General features: G+C 40.8%; 13 protein-coding genes. 12 read left to right on the forward strand and 1 reads right to left on the reverse strand.

The window, feature by feature from the left end:
* Window positions 1-49: 49 nt before the first annotated feature.
* From JSY38_RS15125 to brxL, 8 genes are read left to right on the forward strand one after another with little or no spacing between them, the layout of a single operon-like run.
* The gene (locus tag JSY38_RS15125; RefSeq protein ID WP_205113921.1) at window positions 50-631 is read left to right on the forward strand and encodes a DUF1819 family protein; all 582 of its coding nucleotides are present in this window, start codon (window positions 50-52) and stop codon (window positions 629-631) included.
* A gap of 46 nt (window positions 632-677) precedes the next feature.
* A complete protein-coding gene (locus tag JSY38_RS15130; RefSeq protein ID WP_205113924.1) occupies window positions 678-1,301 on the forward strand; it encodes a DUF1788 domain-containing protein in 624 nt (207 codons plus the stop codon).
* Between the two features lie 27 nt (window positions 1,302-1,328).
* Window positions 1,329-4,904: a BREX system P-loop protein BrxC gene (gene brxC, locus JSY38_RS15135; protein ID WP_205113926.1), complete on the forward strand. Its 3,576-nt coding sequence runs from the start codon at window positions 1,329-1,331 to the stop codon at window positions 4,902-4,904.
* A gap of 19 nt (window positions 4,905-4,923) precedes the next feature.
* On the forward strand, window positions 4,924-6,312 hold the full coding sequence (locus JSY38_RS15140; protein WP_205113928.1) for an AAA family ATPase: 1,389 nt from the start codon (window positions 4,924-4,926) through the stop codon (window positions 6,310-6,312).
* A gap of 2 nt (window positions 6,313-6,314) precedes the next feature.
* Window positions 6,315-6,857, forward strand: coding sequence for a PDDEXK family nuclease (locus JSY38_RS15145; protein ID WP_205113930.1), 543 nt, complete (start codon window positions 6,315-6,317; stop codon window positions 6,855-6,857).
* Window positions 6,858-6,886: 29 nt separating this feature from the next.
* The gene (gene pglX / locus JSY38_RS15150) at window positions 6,887-10,426 is read left to right on the forward strand and encodes a BREX-1 system adenine-specific DNA-methyltransferase PglX (RefSeq protein WP_205113932.1); all 3,540 of its coding nucleotides are present in this window, start codon (window positions 6,887-6,889) and stop codon (window positions 10,424-10,426) included.
* Between the two features lie 4 nt (window positions 10,427-10,430).
* Window positions 10,431-12,983 carry a BREX-1 system phosphatase PglZ type A gene (gene pglZ / locus JSY38_RS15155; protein ID WP_205113934.1) on the forward strand — a complete coding sequence of 851 codons (2,553 nt, stop codon included), beginning with the start codon at window positions 10,431-10,433 and terminating at the stop codon, window positions 12,981-12,983.
* Window positions 12,984-13,025: 42 nt separating this feature from the next.
* Window positions 13,026-15,080 carry a BREX system Lon protease-like protein BrxL gene (gene brxL, locus JSY38_RS15160; RefSeq protein ID WP_205113936.1) on the forward strand — a complete coding sequence of 685 codons (2,055 nt, stop codon included), beginning with the start codon at window positions 13,026-13,028 and terminating at the stop codon, window positions 15,078-15,080.
* A 151-nt stretch (window positions 15,081-15,231) separates the two neighbouring features.
* Here brxL and JSY38_RS15165 read toward each other — a convergent pair whose 3' ends face one another.
* Complete coding sequence (locus JSY38_RS15165; protein ID WP_338041432.1) at window positions 15,232-15,459, reverse strand: helix-turn-helix domain-containing protein; 228 nt, start codon at window positions 15,457-15,459, stop codon at window positions 15,232-15,234.
* A 129-nt stretch (window positions 15,460-15,588) separates the two neighbouring features.
* On the opposite strand from JSY38_RS15165, the gene JSY38_RS15170 reads away from it, so the two are divergent.
* The 4 genes from JSY38_RS15170 to JSY38_RS15185 are packed head-to-tail and all read left to right on the forward strand — an operon-like array spanning window position 15,589 to window position 17,985.
* Entirely contained in the window at window positions 15,589-15,828 is a 240-nt protein-coding gene (locus tag JSY38_RS15170) for a hypothetical protein (RefSeq protein WP_067341394.1), read from the forward strand.
* Window positions 15,821-17,020 carry a site-specific integrase gene (locus JSY38_RS15175; protein ID WP_239543992.1) on the forward strand — a complete coding sequence of 400 codons (1,200 nt, stop codon included), beginning with the start codon at window positions 15,821-15,823 and terminating at the stop codon, window positions 17,018-17,020. The genes JSY38_RS15170 and JSY38_RS15175 overlap by 8 nt, the downstream gene beginning before the upstream one ends.
* Entirely contained in the window at window positions 17,017-17,541 is a 525-nt protein-coding gene (locus tag JSY38_RS15180) for a hypothetical protein (protein ID WP_205113938.1), read from the forward strand. The genes JSY38_RS15175 and JSY38_RS15180 overlap by 4 nt, the downstream gene beginning before the upstream one ends.
* Window positions 17,542-17,586: 45 nt before the next feature.
* Window positions 17,587-17,985, forward strand: a complete 399-nt coding sequence (locus tag JSY38_RS15185; protein WP_205113939.1) for a hypothetical protein — start codon at window positions 17,587-17,589, stop codon at window positions 17,983-17,985.
* The last annotated feature ends 106 nt before the right edge of the window (window positions 17,986-18,091 follow it).

Consider the following 18,091-nt stretch of genomic DNA (forward strand, 5'->3'; position numbering starts at 1 on the left):
TAAGAAATGATCAGAAAACTGGTCTTATTAGGTTGGTTGAATAGTGAGCATGCCGAAATACTCTTTAAGTTTTACAACTGGTGCAGCGCTGATTCATGAATCAGTTTTGGTCGCTGATTTATATGTTGAACTTCGTGATTGGTCTGATGTACGTGACAGAGTTTTAGAAAATAATATTTTTCAGACTCGAACCGCGAGTACCTCAAAAAAGCTTTATAGTGAGGTCTCGAAAAGATTAAAACTTCTTTCGGATGAACAGCTCAGTCTGCTTTCAGAGGGCACTGAAGTACAGACGAAGGCAATGGTTTGGTTAGCGATATGCCGATATTACAAATTTTTTTATGATTTCACCATCGAGGTGATCATTCCTCAATATGAGACGGCACGCTTTTTGTTAACTTATGAAGACTATAATGCATTTTTTAATGCTAAAGCAGAATGGCATGATAATTTGGATTCTGCTTCAAAACAAACCAAGGTTAAGGCTCGGCAAGTATTTTTCAAAATGATAAAAGAGTGTGGACTCATTGATCATAGCAACGAATTACAGCCTCAAAAAATTGATAAAAAGTTGATAAAAGTACTTCAAGCATCATCAGATGAACTAAGGCTCTATCCCGGTATTGGATAAGAGACATAATACTGAATTGAGATACTGGTCTGGGGAAGAAAACGCGATGAAAACGTTAAAGCACACAACGATAAACGCTAGAAACCTTCAAGAGTGCCAAGAGCATTTGATGAAGGTTATTTCTAGTCGTGCGTTTTTGGGGAATGAGGGACTAAACAATGAAGTTCCTTTTCATATTTGCCCTTACGAGACATCTATTCAGAAAGATATTACTCAGTTAACAAAACAGCTTCGGAATGACCTAGAAGGCAAACAGATAAAAGTGCTTGAAATCAACCTTTACGACTTGGTGATTGAGCTACTTAAGCATGAGGGGGACTGGGATTGGATTTTGGAAAATGAGTCGACAATGTCACGAGAAAGACTTAGAGAAGAACTCCAAGGCATTCTTGATGTTGAAACAGTCATAACCCCAGAAATCGCGCAAAGGATGGACGCTGACCAGTATGAGGTCATGCTACTAACAGGTATCGGCGAAGTGTTCCCCTATATTAGGTCTCATAATGTTTTGAACAATTTGCAAAAAAAGGCGAAAGATAAGCCTACGTTGATGTTTTTTCCGGGTGAGTATCAGCATTCACTTGAGAGTGGTGCGTCGCTGGTTCTATTTGGGAATCTACAAGATGACAAGTATTACAGAGCATTCAATATATTAGATCGAGCAGTGTAAGACACAGAGTGAATTGAAGGGATAAATATGCAATTAGAAAACCTATTCGTAAAAGCCGTAGACCGCCCCATAGAGGGCGTTATTAAGGCTGATGATGATGTGTCACTGTATATCGAGCTTGATGAGTACGTTATCACCAATGAAGTGGCCAAGCAGCTCGATCTTTTCCTTGATGCATACCTTAATTACCAAGGCGCAAATGGCGTGTGGGTATCTGGCTTCTTTGGTTCTGGTAAATCTCATTTACTAAAGATGCTTGCACTGCTTTTAGAAAACAAACTAATAGAAGATATAGCTCCGCTAGATGTGTTTCTAGAGAAACAGCCCCTCAATGAGGGAGGGATTTTTGCGAACGATTTAAAGCGTGCTGTAGCAATTCCTTCTGAAAGTATTTTGTTTAATATTGATCAAAAAGCAGATGTGATCAGCAAAACTGAGATTGATGCACTTATTGCCGTCTTTGTAAAAGTATTTGATGAACACTGCGGTTACTACGGAAAACAGGCTTACATTGCTCAGTTTGAGCGTGAATTGGATGCAGATGGTCACTTCGACGCGTTCAAAGACGCTTTCGAGAACATAAGTGGCATGGACTGGGATAAAGGTCGTGCTAGAGCCAAGCGCATGGCTGACTTTATTGACAAGGCTTATACGGAAATAACTGGGCAGTCTGTTTCCAGCATCCTAGATAAATACCGACAAGATTATCGTTTATCCATCGAAGACTTTGCAGAGCAAGTGAAAGCCTATGTAGATACAAAGGATGAGGGGTTTAGGCTCAACTTCTTTGTGGATGAGGTCGGGCAATATGTCAGTGGCAACACAAAATTAATGACTAATCTCCAGACTGTTGCTGAGAGTTTAGCAACCAAGTGTGAGGGTAAAGCCTGGATTATCGTAACAGCTCAAGAAGATATGCGCTCTGTACTGGGGGAATCAAACCTAAAGAATGAAAATGATTTTTCTAGAATCCAAGCCCGCTTCAAAAGCCGTATGAAATTGACCAGCCAAGATGTTGCCGAAGTTATACAACTAAGGCTATTAGAAAAGCGCGAAGAATATATTGCACAGCTGAGCGACCTTTATCATCAGCAAGAGAACAATTTCAAAACATTGTTTGATTTTGCTGATGGTTCGGCAACCTACCGAAATTTCAAAGATCGTGAGCACTTTATTCAGTGCTACCCTTTTGTTCCCTATCAATTCACGTTATTTCAATCAGCTATACAAAATCTATCTACGCACAGCGCTTTTGAAGGTAAGCACAGTTCAGTGGGTGAGCGATCAATGCTTGGCGTTTTCCAACAAGTGGCTATCACGATAAAAGGACATAAGCTTGGTGAGTTAGCGACATTTGATCTAATGTTCGAAGGCATTCGAACGGCATTAAAAACTGCTACCCAGCAATCGATCCTAAAAGCTGAACAGAATCTCGATAATCTATTCGCAGTTCGTTTATTAAAAGCGCTATTCCTTGTTAAATACGTCAAAGAATTCAAACCAACGGTTAGAAATCTATGCGTTCTAATGTACGACAGCTTTGAACGTAATATTCCTTCGCTAAAACTACAAGTAGAGGAAGCGTTAAACCTGCTTGAAAAGCAAACCTATATTCAAAGAAATGGCGATTACTTTGAATACCTAACGGATGAAGAGCAAGACATAGAGCAAGAGATTAAAAATACCGAGGTAGATAATACCGCCGTAGCGACCGGGCTTGAAAAGCTTATATATGATGACGTTTTAAAAACACGAAAAATACGCTGGGACGAAAATGGGCAAGACTACCCCTTTACGAAGCGCTTGGATGACAATTTGAGCGGTCGTGAATACGAACTGGCGATAAATGTAATCACCTCTTTTCATGATCATCGTGATGCGTTTGAAAAGCACAGGTCAGATACCGTATTTAATGACGAATTACGTATTGTACTGTCAGAAAGTGAAAGATTAGTACGCGATCTTATTTTGTACAAACAAACTGAAAAATATGTCTCTCATGAAACTCGCACTACTCAACAAGACAGCATAAAACGGATTTTAGCTGAAAAAGGGAATCAAAACTCTGAACGCTTAGATCAACTAAAAACATTAACGTCCAAGTTGGTCGGCACAGCGAAGTACTTCGTCGCAGGTCAGGAACTTGAATTGAGTGGTGAAGACGGCCAAGGTAAGATAATCAGAGCCTTTGGTGAACTAATCAAACACACCTATCCAAACCTGAAAATGCTCCGTAGCGCGCAATACAACGAAGCACAAATCTCTGATATTTTGACTCAAGCTGAACAAGGCTTATTCGGCGAAGAAGCCCAATTGCCAGAACCTCAGCAGGAAATGCTCTCCTTCATTCAAAGTAATAGCCGTGGCGGTATTCGAACTACGGTAAAAACGCTGTTACAAAAATTTGAAAGCAAGCCCTACGGCTGGTCTTTTGCGGCAGTACTCTGCACACTGGCACACTTGTGTGGCCGAGCGAAAGTCGAAGTAAGGGAATCCACTAACTTACTAGATGATGCAGCACTCGCCAGAGCGCTAAGGAACACAGCGTCCCACGGTAATTTAATTCTTGACCCCCAAATTGAATTCAATCAGTCACAAGTTCGTAAGGTGAAGGAATTTTACAACGATTACTTTGAGAAAGTAGCACACGCCACAGAGGTAAAAGCGTTAGCCAAAGAACTTCAAGAAGGTTTTGCTAATCAAGCGATTGAGCTAGATAAGCGTTTAGCTCAAGCATCACAGTATCCATTTATGCGAGCGCTTTCGCCTATCGTTGTGGCATTACAAGACCTTAAATCAAAACCCTACACATGGTTTATGTCTGAATTAACCATTCAAGAAGATCAGTGGTTTGACTACAAAGAGAAAACTATTGATCCGATACTGAAGTTTATGAAGGGAGTTGGTAAAGATAGCTATGATGAAGCCCACTCTCTGCTAGAGAGCCAAAAACCAAATCTGGAATATATCGAAGGTGATGAGCCTCAAAATTTGGCAGCAGCGTTAGTTGACCCCGCTATTTATAAAGGGGCAGCTATACAGCAGCTAAAAGCGGATTACGCATCACTCCAGCAAAAAATAGAGCATCAGGTTGAAGCTGAGCGAAGCTATGCGCTAGAAACCATTGAAAGGCTTAAAGCTAAGCTGGAAGGCTTTGAGGAATACCAGAGTTTAGATATTGATAAACAAGCTCACTTGTCTCAAGCCTTCGAAGAGGTTGTCGCGAAAGTTAATGGCCAGTCATTGATAGCGATGATCCGTGATGAAGTTCGACGCTTTGAGGATCAAGGCTATCCGACCTTGATTCAGCAGATGGATGCACTGAATCAGCCAGAAATAATACTAGATTCAGTGTCGGATCTAACGCCTGAAGAAGTGGAGCCTTTAGGTCAACCCGATGAGGGCGCACACAAGCTAAAGAAAGCTGGGCCTTCTTATCAAGTTAAAGAGCCAGCGCCTATTCAAATAATCAGTATTAAACAGTTAAAAATCCCTTATCAGAAGCCTTGGATTTCCAATGAAGTAGACATCGAAGAATACCTTGAGAGCCTTAAAATACAGCTGCTTCAAGAAATAGCCAGTGGTAAAAAGGTCCAAGCATAGGAGGCCAGAGGAGAATACTATGAAAATCACATTTAAAAACTTAGGTGCAATAAAACAAGCGAACCTTATCTTGGGTGATCTAACCATTGTTTGTGGTAAAAACAACACAGGTAAAACCTATGTCACCTACGCCACTTACGGTTTTCTTGATTATTGGCATAAACAATTATCGATTGAAATCCCCAGTGACGTTGTTACTCAGGTGATGGATAAGGGATCTATATCCGTTCCTATTGAATTATTTGCAAAGGATGCAAAAAAGATATTAAAAGAAGCCTCAATTCAATTTTCGAAGCATATTGATAAAGTGTTTGCTGGAAAGGAATCTCTTTTTGAAGGCGCGTCATTATCTGTCGAAGTTGATAAGTCTAATGACTACAATGCTAATGACGTGAGTTTTGAAGCCGGATCTTCCAGTAGAACATTTTTAAAAGTGACCAGCGAAAAAGATGATGAAAACTTAACTATATCTTTGTTGGTAGATAAAAGCTCCGAGGATTTACCTCCACGCTCTTTTATTGAAAACATGATTTGTGCAGCTGTCAGAGAACTGGTTTTTAAGAATAAGGTTCCTAGGCCATTTATTGCCAGTGCAGAACGCACGGGGGCGGCAATCTTTCAAAAAGAACTGGATTTCACGCGTAGTCGTCTGCTTGATATGTTGGGCGATAAGGACTCTCATCTTAGCTTTTCTAAATTACTAGGTGGGTTTAAAGCGGAATACCCAATTCCTGTTAAGAAGAATATCGATTTTATTCGTGGCCTATCTAGCATCACCAATAAAGAAAGCATGTTTTCAAAACAACACCCAGAAGTACTTGAGCATTTTAAAGACATTATTGGCGGTGAGTACAAGGTAAATAAAGAAGGTGAAATACAATACATTCCCAATAAAAACCAAAGAGTTAAGCTTTCTTTGGTCGAAAGTTCTAGTGCTGTTAGATCTTTACTGGATATAGGTTTTTACTTAAGGCATGAAGCGCAAATAGGGGATGTTATTATGGTCGATGAACCAGAACTAAACCTTCATCCAGAAAATCAGCGTAAAGTGGCTCGTCTTTTTGCAATGTTAGTGAATCATGGGATTAAAGTGTTTATCACTACCCATAGTGATTTCATTATTAAAGAACTTAACACACTAATTTTACTCAATCAGAAAAGTGATCATTTGTTGGAATTGGCCAAGCGTGAAGGTTACAGCGAAGGCGAGTTTTTAAGTCATGAGCGCTTGAAGGTTTACATGGCGAAAGAAGACTCAATTCTACTTGAAGGCCGGAAAAAAAAATCGACTTGTAATACTTTGGTGCCCGCAGAAATAACCGCTGAAACAGGAATTTCACTTCAGTCATTTGATTCTACCATTGAAGAAATGAACCGAATCCAAGATGAAATTGTCTGGGGGGAATAGTTGTGCCTGATACTTCAGTCTTGAACCGATTATTTAATGACAGGGCCAAAATCCCTATTGATGATTATTATGGTAAGAAAAAAGTAGTTTTGAAAGAACCGCAAGTCGAAGACTCGATGATCGAAATTCGCGGTATTCCTGATGATGCTATTGTAATTGACCTTGATCGTGCTTTCTCAAATGAAAAACTATTTGCTGGAAGCCAAGGTGAATGTAAAAGGGCTGATTATATTATTTTCTCTGAGCAAAGAAAAAAAGTGTTATTTATTGAGATGAAAAAAACAGGTGCAAAGCTGAATGATATTGTGAAGCAACTCAAAGGCTCTTTATGTGCGTTTGAATATTGCCAATCAATTGCTAGAGAGTTTTTCAACGAAAACAATTTTCTTTCAGCTTATGAATGCCGATTTATCACTATTAATCATACAGGTATGAGCAATAGAACAACGACGATTGAAAAAATTGCTGGTACCAATAATCGCCCCGATGCGCCGCTTAAGTTGTCTTGGACACAGACTATTCAATTTAACCAAATAGCCAAATAGCCAAATAGCCAAAAAAATACTGGGAATTCATGGAAATTGCAAAATTTAAAAAATTCGCACAGTTTGCGCGTAGAAGCCTTATTGAACAGGTAAGTAGCAAGCTCAATTTGGTACTTAAAGAAGATAGTTCTGCGCGTCGAGAGCTACCTCAAGTCGTTGCTAAATTAGAAGCAGAGCTTGATAAGACTAAAGAGCAGCTTGTCGAGCAAGTTGCTTATATCTGGTTTAACCGCTTTTGTGCGTTGCGGTTTATGGATGTGAATGTCTATAACCGTATCGGAGTGCTTTCCCCTGCGGAAGGTCAATTTCAGCCAGAGATTTTGGCGGAGGCCAAAGCAGGTCATATTGATGAAAGTGTTGTGAACGAAGCGGCAAGAGTCAAGATATTTGGTTTGCTAGACGGCTCCATCAAAAGTCGTGACAGTCAATCAGAGGCGTATCGCTTACTCATTGTGGCGGTGTGTAACGATTACCATCGTATCATGCCCTACTTGTTCGAACGCATTGAAGACTATACCGAATTGCTAATGCCCGATGACTTATTGTCAGGCAACTCTATTCTAGCCTACACCCGCGAAGCGATGACGCCAGAAGCTTGTGAGTCCGTTGAGTGTATTGGCTGGTTGTATCAGTTCTATATCTCCGAGAAAAAAGATAAGGTTTTTGAGGGTTTAAAAAACAACAAAAAAATCACTCCCGAGAATATTCCTGCGGCTACCCAGTTATTCACGCCACACTGGATTGTCCGCTATCTAGTCGAAAACTCTCTGGGTCGATTGTGGATGTTGAATAATCCTAACTCAAAAGTTATCGAGCAGATGGATTATTATATAGCGCCTGCGGCCAAAGAAGGTGAAGAGCAGCCTGTCGATGTTGAGACTGACTTTCTCCATATATCTAGTCCAGAAGAGATCAAAGTCTGTGATCCAGCTTGCGGCTCAGGCCATATGCTGACTTATTCCTATGATTTGCTCTATGCCATCTATCTAGACGCAGGTTACGACTCAGTCGATATTCCAGAACTGATTTTGACCAAAAATCTCTATGGTATCGAAATTGATGAGCGTGCCGCAGAACTAGCTGCCTTTGCCTTATCGATGAAGGCGCTAAAAGGTAACCCGCTAGATGATAGCAATAATCGCCGCCGCTTCTTTCGTAATCCCATCAAACCCAATATTTGTCGGTTAGAAAACGTTACGTTCAAAGAGGACGAGCTAGACGAGTATATTGAGTTTGTTGGTAGAGACCTGTTCACACAAGACTTGCGAGCCACGCTCAAAGAATTTGAAGAGGCCGATAACTTTGGTTCGCTAATTCAGCCGAGCTTAAAGAATGCTGAAGACGTAAAGGCTACCTTGGAGGCTAAGGATGTTTCAGGGCAATTGTTTTTAACCGAAACGCACAAGCGCGTTTTACGGGTTGCAGATCAGGCTGATTACCTTTTTCAGAAATATCATGTGGTTGTAGCAAACCCTCCATATATGGGAAGTAAGGGGTTCAATACTAGTTTATTAAACTGGTCAAAGGTGCGGTTTCCTAATTGTTGGGATCGCGGAGTGTCAGATCTATATGCACTGTTCATTGAAAGAGCATCTCGCTTGGTATGCGGGGGCGGTTCTCTTTCAATGATTACTATGCAAGGATGGATGTTTTCGTCATCTTTCGCAAATCTTCGAGAGAGTCTTTTTCAACGAATGACTCTAAGCTCTATGGCTCATTTAGGGGCGCGAGCTTTTGACAGTATTCCTGGGCAAGTTGTTACGACATCTGCGTATGTTTTCATAAATAGCACTAGTTCAAAATTTCAGGGCAAGTTCATTAATTTAACTAAAGGCGAAAGTGAATCTGAAAAAAAGATGCTTTTTAACGAGGGAGTACGCTCCGGTAAAAACATTTATACCGCTAGCTCGGAGATATTTCAAAAGATTCCGGGCGCTCCGGTAGCTTACTGGGCAACAAAAGCGGAAATCGACGTTTTTTCGGAAAATATTTTAATATCCGAAATAGCGAGCTTTAAAGCAGGTCTGTCTACGGGAGACAATCCTAGATTTCAGCGTATGTGGTTTGAAATTGCCCGATGTAAGACTGCATTTGGAGCGAAATCCAGTGATGATCTAAGGGTAGAAAAGTGGGTGCCTTGTAACAGTGGTGGTGAGTATCGTCGTTGGTATGGAAATAATGAAGTGGTTGTTAATTGGGGTGACAATGGGCGTGAGTTAAAGGCATTTTCAGGCTCAGCAGTTCGTAATGAAGGTGACTATTTCAGGCAAGGGTTAACCTACAACAAAATTAGTTCTGGTAGATTTGCGTGCAGGTACAAAGACCATGGCTTTATCTTTGACGACACTGGAAGATCGATTTCTGTAAATCAGAAAAATATAGAAATAATTCAAGCGTATCTTTTATCATCTGTTGCCGATTGTTATTTAAAGATACTGGCACCAACTTTAAGCTTTACTAGCAATGAACTTTCAAATCTTCCATTTATAAAAAACATTACGTTTGACAAAAGTTTAGTGGCAAAGCTCATAGACATAGCTAAAGCAGATTGGGATTCGTCTGAGACCTCTTGGGATTTCACTACGAGTCCACTGCTCTCACCTGATTTCTGGGGCGAGAAGCTTGAGAATAGCTATGGTGCCCTCCGAGCTTATTGGCAGTCAGTTATAGATGAAACTAAAACGCTGGAGGAAGATAATAATCGCATCTTCATTGACGCCTATGGTCTGCAAGAGGAACTGTTTCCTGAGGTACCAATTGAGGATATCACCCTAACTTGCAACCCTGCCTACCGCTATGGCGTTAAAGGTACAGAAGATGACCGCAAGAAACACCTACTCGCCGACACTATGTCTGAGTTTATGAGCTATGCCGTTGGCTGCATGTTCGGGCGCTATTCTCTTGATAAGGAAGGCTTAATCTTGGCTAATCAAGCGGATACCCTCGAAGAATATCTTAAGCAGGTGCCTCAACCTTGTTTTATACCAGACGATGATAACGTTATCCCAATGATTGATTTCGAAGGTGACTGGTTCGAAGATGATATAAGCGAACGCTTTAAGCAATTCCTAAAAGTGACTTTTGGTGAAGAAAATTTCGTAGAGAATTTGGCTTTCGTTGAACAGGCTGTCGGCAAAGATATTAAAAAGTACATTGCCAAAGACTTCTATGTCGATCATGTAAAACGCTACAAAAAACGTCCCATCTACTGGCTATTCTCCAGCCCGAAAGGCACATTCAATGCGCTTATTTATATGCACCGCTATCGTCCTGATACGGTGAGCGTGGTATTGAATGATTACCTACGAGAATTCCGCACCAAGTTGCAAGCGCGCAAAGAGAGTTATGAACAAATTGACATCAGTGCCTCAGCCAGCCCAAAAGATAAAACACAGGCTATTAAAGCCATCGATAAGATCAATAAAATACTGGATGAGGTGAACGACTACGAGCGCGATATTCTTTACCCTCTAGCTGGCCAGAATATTGAGATTGACTTGGATTGTGGTGTTAAGCACAACTATCCGCTATTCGGCAAAGCACTAAAAAAAATAGCGGGGTTGAGCTAGAACGATGACTGAAAACCGCATTCAACAGGCGCTTAGCCGATTGTTTCAAAAGCACCGCATCGTTTTCTGGTATGACGACAAACAGGAATTGCGTGATGCTTTTGAAACCCTTGCTATAGAGGGGGTCGAAAAGCTTGAAATTCAAAACAATGAATTTGGCATTAAGCATAAGCTTTTGCGCGAGTGCCCCAAACAGTCCTTCTTGGTTTACAAGGAAGACAAGCAACCCGAGCCACTACAAAATTGGCTGTTAGATGTTGAACTGGCCAACATCACCTTTAGAACCGATCAAGTCGCCATTTGGCTGAGTGAACTGGAACTGCCCAACGAATTCACCGAGATTGTTGAGCAGCATACTGCCTTCTTCGATACAGCCAAGGCCAAGGTGCAAGCCGAAAAGCGTAAAAAAATACTTAAAAAGCTACTGAGTAATGAAGATACCCTAAGCAAGATTCGACTCAAAATGCTGGCCGTGTGTGTGGGTGCAATACAATTAGCCGATGCTCGAATTGACGTGATTTTAGAAGCCTTACTTGCTGAGCTTGTGAAACCAAAACAGCCTTTATTTGGCTTAATTCAGCGCTGCCATTTAGAAGACTTCCTGTGGCAACAGGTAGAGCGATTTTATGGTTACAGTAACGAACATCCAACGGTAAAAGACTTTGCTATAGAGCTGTTTAAATCCTGTTATTCCATGGGTGTGAATTCTTCACTGAATGGCGATGGGATTAATTTATCCAGCGATGCCTTGGTGTTTTTCAAGCGCTGGAAAGACAGCCGAACGCACCAAGAGGTATTCGAGGTACTATCGGATAACTATGCTGAATTGCTATCAGTAGAAGAAGACTTGAATAAACGAAACCTGAAGGAAGTGATCGAACTCGATTATTTTCGTTTAATCGATAAAAAAGTCATCTATGAGCTGGTAAAGACTGTTGAGCAGCGTACCTTGTCTGAAGGTGAGGTAACGCTTTGGTGTCGAGGTAGACGCCAAGGTCATTGGTTTGCTGAGTTCAAATATTTGTATGAAGCAGTAGATATTGCCAGTCAGTTCTTTGCGCTTTTGGATACCATTCAACTGGATATGGCAACCGCAAGTGAGGCTGTGCAAGGTTACGTGAGCCACTGGTATCGGCTGGATCAGCTGTATCGTCAATATGTTTATTGTTTGAAGGTATCCTCTCAAAATACTTTACTGAATTCTCTAAGTGAAAAAATCGAGAACCTCTATACCAATCGTTATTTGTTGCCACTGAATAACGCGTGGCAATCCCATGTGGATGGGATGTCAAACTGGCGAGTGCCAAATGTTGTCCCCCAGACACAATTCTTTGCTAACTGGGTAAAGCCCTATCTGGATAAGAATAACAAGATTTGTGTGATTATTTCTGATGCCTTCCGCTATGAGGCAGGTGAAGAGATGGTAGGCAGGATACGGCAAGAGGATCGCTACCAAGCCAAATTAGAGCATGCCCTTTCATCATTGCCAAGTTATACCCAGCTTGGTATGGCTTCGTTGCTTCCTAAAAGTCAGGTCGTATTAAGCTTCGCCGAGAATAAAACAGGCACTGTAAATGCTGGCGCACTATCCACACAGGGTACAGATAATCGCGATAAGGTATTGAAGTCTATTTTGGGTGAGCGTTCGTGTGCAGTGCAAGCTAAGCAATTCATGGAGATGACAATCCCAGAAAGTCGCGAATTAATTAAAGCGAACGATGTGATGTATATCTACCACAATCGTATTGACCACACAGGTGATAAGATGCAGTCCGAAGGTGAAGCATTTGAAGCGACTGAAAAGACATTTGATGATTTGATGAAGCTTATTAAAAAACTGGCGAATGCTAATGTGAATAGTTTTCTGATTACGGCTGACCATGGCTTCATCTATCAAAACAAGCCATTGGATGATAGTGACTTTCTTGCAAACGATGTTAAAGGCGAAGTGCTCTACAACGACAGGCGTTTTGTGTTGGGTAAGGGGTTGTCCTGTGGCCAGTCATTGAAGTCGTTCAGTGCTGAAGAGCTTGGTCTATCGGGTGACGTTCACGCCGCCATACCTAAAGGTATACAACGGCTTCGATTGAGAGGTTCAGGAAGCCGCTTTGTTCATGGTGGTGCTTCTTTGCAAGAGGTTATTATCCCCGTTATCTCGATTAATAAAAAGCGCCAGAGTGATATCGCTTTTGTTGAGGTCGACATTTTACGGGGTGGCACTAATGTGATTACGTCTGGCCAGCTATCTGTCACCTTGTATCAAACAGAGCCAGTAACCGACAAAATTCGCCCCAGACGCTTAAAAGCTGGGATTTACACCGAGGGAGGCACACTCATTTCCGATAAGCATGATCTGATCTTAGATTTAACATCGGAAAACCCACGTGAACGTGAATTGAAGCTTCGGTTTGTGTTAACTCAAGAAGCGGATGCGGCGAATAACCAAGAGGTGCTCTTGAAGTTGGAAGAACCTGAAGATGGTTCTAGTCAGTACCGAAAATACAAAGAGCTTCGCTATACAGTTCGACGTTCTTTTACCAGTGACTTTGATTTTTAAGTGTGTTTAATAAATAGAAAATGGATTTTCTGAGGAATGACGATGACAGATTTAGATAAAAAAATATGTGATGTGTTTGCGGGTTTAGTCGTTCGCAAAGATTTGGTTAAAACCGTAAAAGGAAATGCCATCGTTCCTTCCTATGTTTTGGAATATCTACTAGGTCAATATTGTGCGACAAATGATGAAGATAGTATTGAGAGTGGTATCCAAACAGTTAAAGAAATTCTTGCTAAACACTATGTACACAGAAACGAGGCGGGACTTATTCGTTCGACTATTCGTGAAAAAGGTCGCCACAAAGTTATTGATAAAGTCAGTGTTGCTCTGAATGACAAAAAAGACTGTTATGAAACCGAATTCGCTAATCTAGGGATCAAAAAAGTACTAATTGATTCAGGAACGGTCAAACAGCATCCCAAACTGTTAGTCGGCGGTGTATGGGTGATTGCCGATCTTGAATATGAGCACACTGAGGATAAAGATGCGAGTCCTTGGATATTAAGTACGATAAAACCAATTCAAATGTCACACTTTGATTATGACAGCTATATCAAAGCCCGTAGCCAGTTTACGTTAGATGAGTGGATTGATGTACTGGTTCAAAGTATTGGGTTTAATCCCGAGTACTTTGGCAAGCGAAGCAAGCTCACACAATTGGTTCGACTGATTCCATTTTGTGAACGAAACTATAACCTGATTGAATTAGGGCCAAAAGGTACAGGTAAGTCCCATATCTATTCCGAATTTTCTCCTCACGGTATTTTACTTTCTGGTGGTGAAGTAAGTGTGCCGAAGTTATTTGTCAATAACTCCTCTGGAAAGATTGGTTTGGTCGGTTACTGGGACACGGTGGCCTTTGATGAATTCGCAGGAAAGCAAAAGAAAGTTGATAAAGCACTTGTAGATATTATGAAGAACTACATGGCAAATAAGTCCTTCTCTCGCGGTGTGGAAACTTTGGGGGCTGATGCTTCAATGGTCTTTGTAGGTAATACTGAGCATAGCTTGCCATACATGCTTAAGCACAGCGATTTATTTGATGCACTACCGGCTAAGTTCTATGATTCAGCATTTCTTGATCGTTTACATTTCTATATACCTGGTTGGGAGGTAGATATCATTCGCGGCGAAATGTTTTCGGACGGTTATGGTTTTGTAGTGGATTACTTGGCTGAAATCTTGCGTCATTTACGCAATCAAGATTATTCAGATCAGTACAAAGAGTACTTCTCTTTATCCCAAAATATGTCTACTCGCGATCGTGACGCTATAAATAAGACATTTTCTGGTTTGATGAAAATACTTTTTCCGCAAGGTGGGGCGACAGAAGCTGAGGTTGAAGAGGTGCTTAAATTTGCAATGGAAGGCAGGAAGCGCGTCAAAGATCAGCTATTTAGAATTGATACAACTTACGCAGATGTAGATTTTTCATACTCTGACAAATTGGGGAAAGTAAAACCCATCGCTACTCTAGAGGAGCTTGAATACCCCAATTACTTTCATAAAACAGTATCAAGTGATGACACTAGCCTGCCTGATATGGATGCCCAAGCGCAGACTACTACTGGATCACCGACCACTGAAGCAGCAAATATAAGTGAGAAACAACCTACGGAAGGCCATTTAACTTTTGCCGAGAATCAGCGAGGTGTTTCTTATGACGACCTTTTCGCACCATATTTAAAGGGCGCTAAACATATCACCATTACCGACCCCTATATTCGCCTCTTTTTTCAGGCTCGTAACTTAATGGAGTTGCTCGAAACTATTATCAGAAACAAGGCAGAAGAGGAGGAGGTGGTTGTAATCTTGGTGACGGTTGAGGATGAATTTAAAGGTGATCAACAACGCGAATTTTTCGAGAAAATTCAGAATGAAATGTTTTCTGTCGGTATCAAATTTGCGTATTCATTCGATAACTCTGGCTCTCAACATGCTCGCCATATTGTCACCAATACTAGTTGGAAAATTTCGCTAGATCGAGGCTTAGATATCTTCCAGCAGTATGATATGGGGGATGCATTTCAACTGGCTAATCGTAATCAGAAATATCGCGCTTGCAAGGCTTTTGAGGTTACATATATTAAGGTATAGATATTTAAAGGCTTTATTCTCAGAATTTAGAACCATTTAAAGTTAATAAAGTATTTTTCTATTTATATAAAGTATTCCTCTATGTCATAACACATAAAGGCTTATTTTATTAGTAATTCATAATAATTAGTAAAGGTTGTTTATATAAACTTTAGTCATTTATATAAACAACCAAGTCCCCAACCTCACACTGAAAATACTTACAAAGTAAATTTATCGTCTCCGTTGTTGTGTTGTAGCCTGTTGGGTTTTGCAACCGTGACAAGGTAGTCTTATGGATCCCTGTAGCCTCTGAAACTTCCCCTAGTGTCACTCTTCTGCCTTCTTTGAAGGATTTATCCTGAATTAGCTCTTTCAGCCTGAATCTTAGCATCTGCATAGTCTCTTTAATTTTCAGCAATAATACCGTTTAAGTTGTTTAAAAAGCAAAAAAGTTCAAAAAGTGCTTGTCAGGAAACTTATTTGCTATATAGTTTCTTCATGAGCAATAAAATTCACTGGAGGAAATATGTCAACATATCTTACAGCACAAGAGTTAGGAAACCGTATTAAGTACCACCCTAAGTACATCAATGACGTTCTTAGAGATAACGTTTTTATTGAAGGCAAGCACTATATTCGCCCTTTCAACGCAAGAAAGGTTCTTTATTTATGGGAGGCAATCGAAGAGCAGATGATGACAAGTGCAAGAGAAAATGAAGTGGATGATTTGATCCCAATGGCCTCAGGAGGTGTTTACCGTGGCTAGTATAGGAGTTCGGCAAGATGGAAAGTTGTATTTCAACTTTCGTTATGAAGGGAAGCGTTTTAAAGAATACACCAAGTTAGAAAATACGCCTGCCAATATGAAGCGTATGGAGGCGGCGGTTAAAAAGATTGAATTAGCGCTCAAAACCGGAGAGTTCGATTATGAGAAGTTCTTTCCGGGCAGTAAAAAAGTACCGAAAGTAAAAAAGGAGGTGGTTCAACACGTTGTCACTGAGGTTCAAAAACGACCGGATACGCCGTTGTTTTCTGAGTTCTCACAAGAGTGGCTTGAAGAGAATGTTCTACGATGGAAACGGTCTTACCGGACTTCTATAAAAGGAACTTTAGATACCCGTCTCGTCCCATATTTTGGGGAAGAAAGAGTCGGCAACATAACCAAAGCCATGATCCTGAAATTTCGTGCATCTCTCGCCAAAGTGAACCACGAAACAGGGAACAGTGAGCTTTCTAACGATAGGATTAACCACATTATGACGCCACTAAGAATGATTTTAGATGATGCCGCCGACCGATATGAGTTTACGTCGCCTGCTATTGGATTAAAACCCCTAAAAGTGCCTAGAGTGGATATTGAGCCTTTTACGCTGGATGAAGTGAAGAAGATTATTCGCTATGTACGTCCAGATTTTCGTAATTACTACATTGTGCGCTTTTTTACGGGTTTACGTACTGGGGAAATAGATGGGCTGCAATGGCAGTACGTTGATTTTGAAAACCGACAGATTTTGGTGAGAGAAACCGTCGTTCAGGGACGTATTGATACAACTAAGACACTTGAATCACGTCGTGAAGTTGAGATGTCTCCACCTGTGTATGAGGCATTATTAGAACAAAAGAAAGTCTCGTTTGGACATTCTAAGTTCGTGTTTTGTAATCGTGCAGGTGGTAGTTATGAACACCGAAATGTTACTCAGCGCATTTGGTATCCAACACTTGAAAAAATTGGCATCAAAAGTAGAAAACCTTATCAAACAAGACATACCGCCGCGACATTATGGTTAGCAGCAGGGGAGAACCCTGAGTGGATCGCAAGACAAATGGGCCATACAACCACCCAAATGTTATTTACCGTGTATTCGCGCTATGTCCCCAACCTGACGCGTCGTGATGGTTCTGCGTTTGAAACACTTTTGATGTCCAGTGGTTTTGAAGTAAGTGGAGAGACGCTATGAGCAGTATTGTTAGTGAATTACCTCTGATCCACCGTTCAGTCCAGGATGTTATGTTCGACCTGTTGCACTCATTGAATGACGACGAACTAAAAAAGGTGGTTGAAAAGTTTGGTACAGGTTTGGGCGTTGTTGATGAATTGGCTTTTAGCTCTTGGGTCTCTACGCAAATAAACAGCTTAAATGAACATGAGGAGATGGTAGGGCTCAGCTTTCTTCTCGGGAGGCTGAATTTAGAGATACACGGTAATAAGGCCTTTTTCAAACCACCACAACTTAATAATGTAATTGGTTTATACCCATCCGTGAAAAGTATCCAGTCTTACAATGCTTTTATTGGAAGTTACCGCCTTGAGGGATTGGATAATAGTGCTTTGAACGAAACAACTCCCATTAAAATTTGTGATGCGAGCGGTGAGCTGTCTGTTTTATTAAGTTCAGGCCATTTGAAGGTCAAAAGCGGCTCAATACAATGCGTAAAAGGCATTAAAAATGGGGCGCATTATCTTATTGAGATAATTTAAAAAGGGCTGATTATTAAAAATAAATGTGTAATGAGGTTAGAACATATGACTAATGAAATCACACCGTATTTAAAAGCCATCACGTTTTGTATTAACTGGTTGGCTGATCAAGCGTCAGATGAAAAATGGGCATTATCTGATGAGGAAGTGTGTCAACTTTTGGGTGGCATTCCTTTATCTTTATGGCATGAGTGGAAGGAAATGGCAAAGGACAAACAGCAGTTTGAACTAAATCAAGATGTGATCGATAGGTTGATTCTGCTGTTGAAGGTCCATGAGAGTATTGCTATGAGCGCGCCTTCTGGTGCAATTTATGATTTTTTTAAAAGACCTATAAATCATCCGACGTTTGAAGGGAAATCCGCTAAGGAAAGCTTACTATTAGACAACTCCATGGATAATTTGAATAAAATTATGCTCTTTTTTAGAAGTAGAATCTTTTAATGCTACAAAGGGCTTGTTTGATTTTTAAACAAGCCCTTTTGCATGAAGAGTCGAAGTTTATGTAAACATCGTAAGATCAAACTTGGGTAGTCTATCCACCTCAATA

The sequence above is a fragment of the Marinomonas foliarum genome (genome assembly GCF_016906065.1).
Classification (GTDB): domain Bacteria; phylum Pseudomonadota; class Gammaproteobacteria; order Pseudomonadales; family Marinomonadaceae; genus Marinomonas; species Marinomonas foliarum.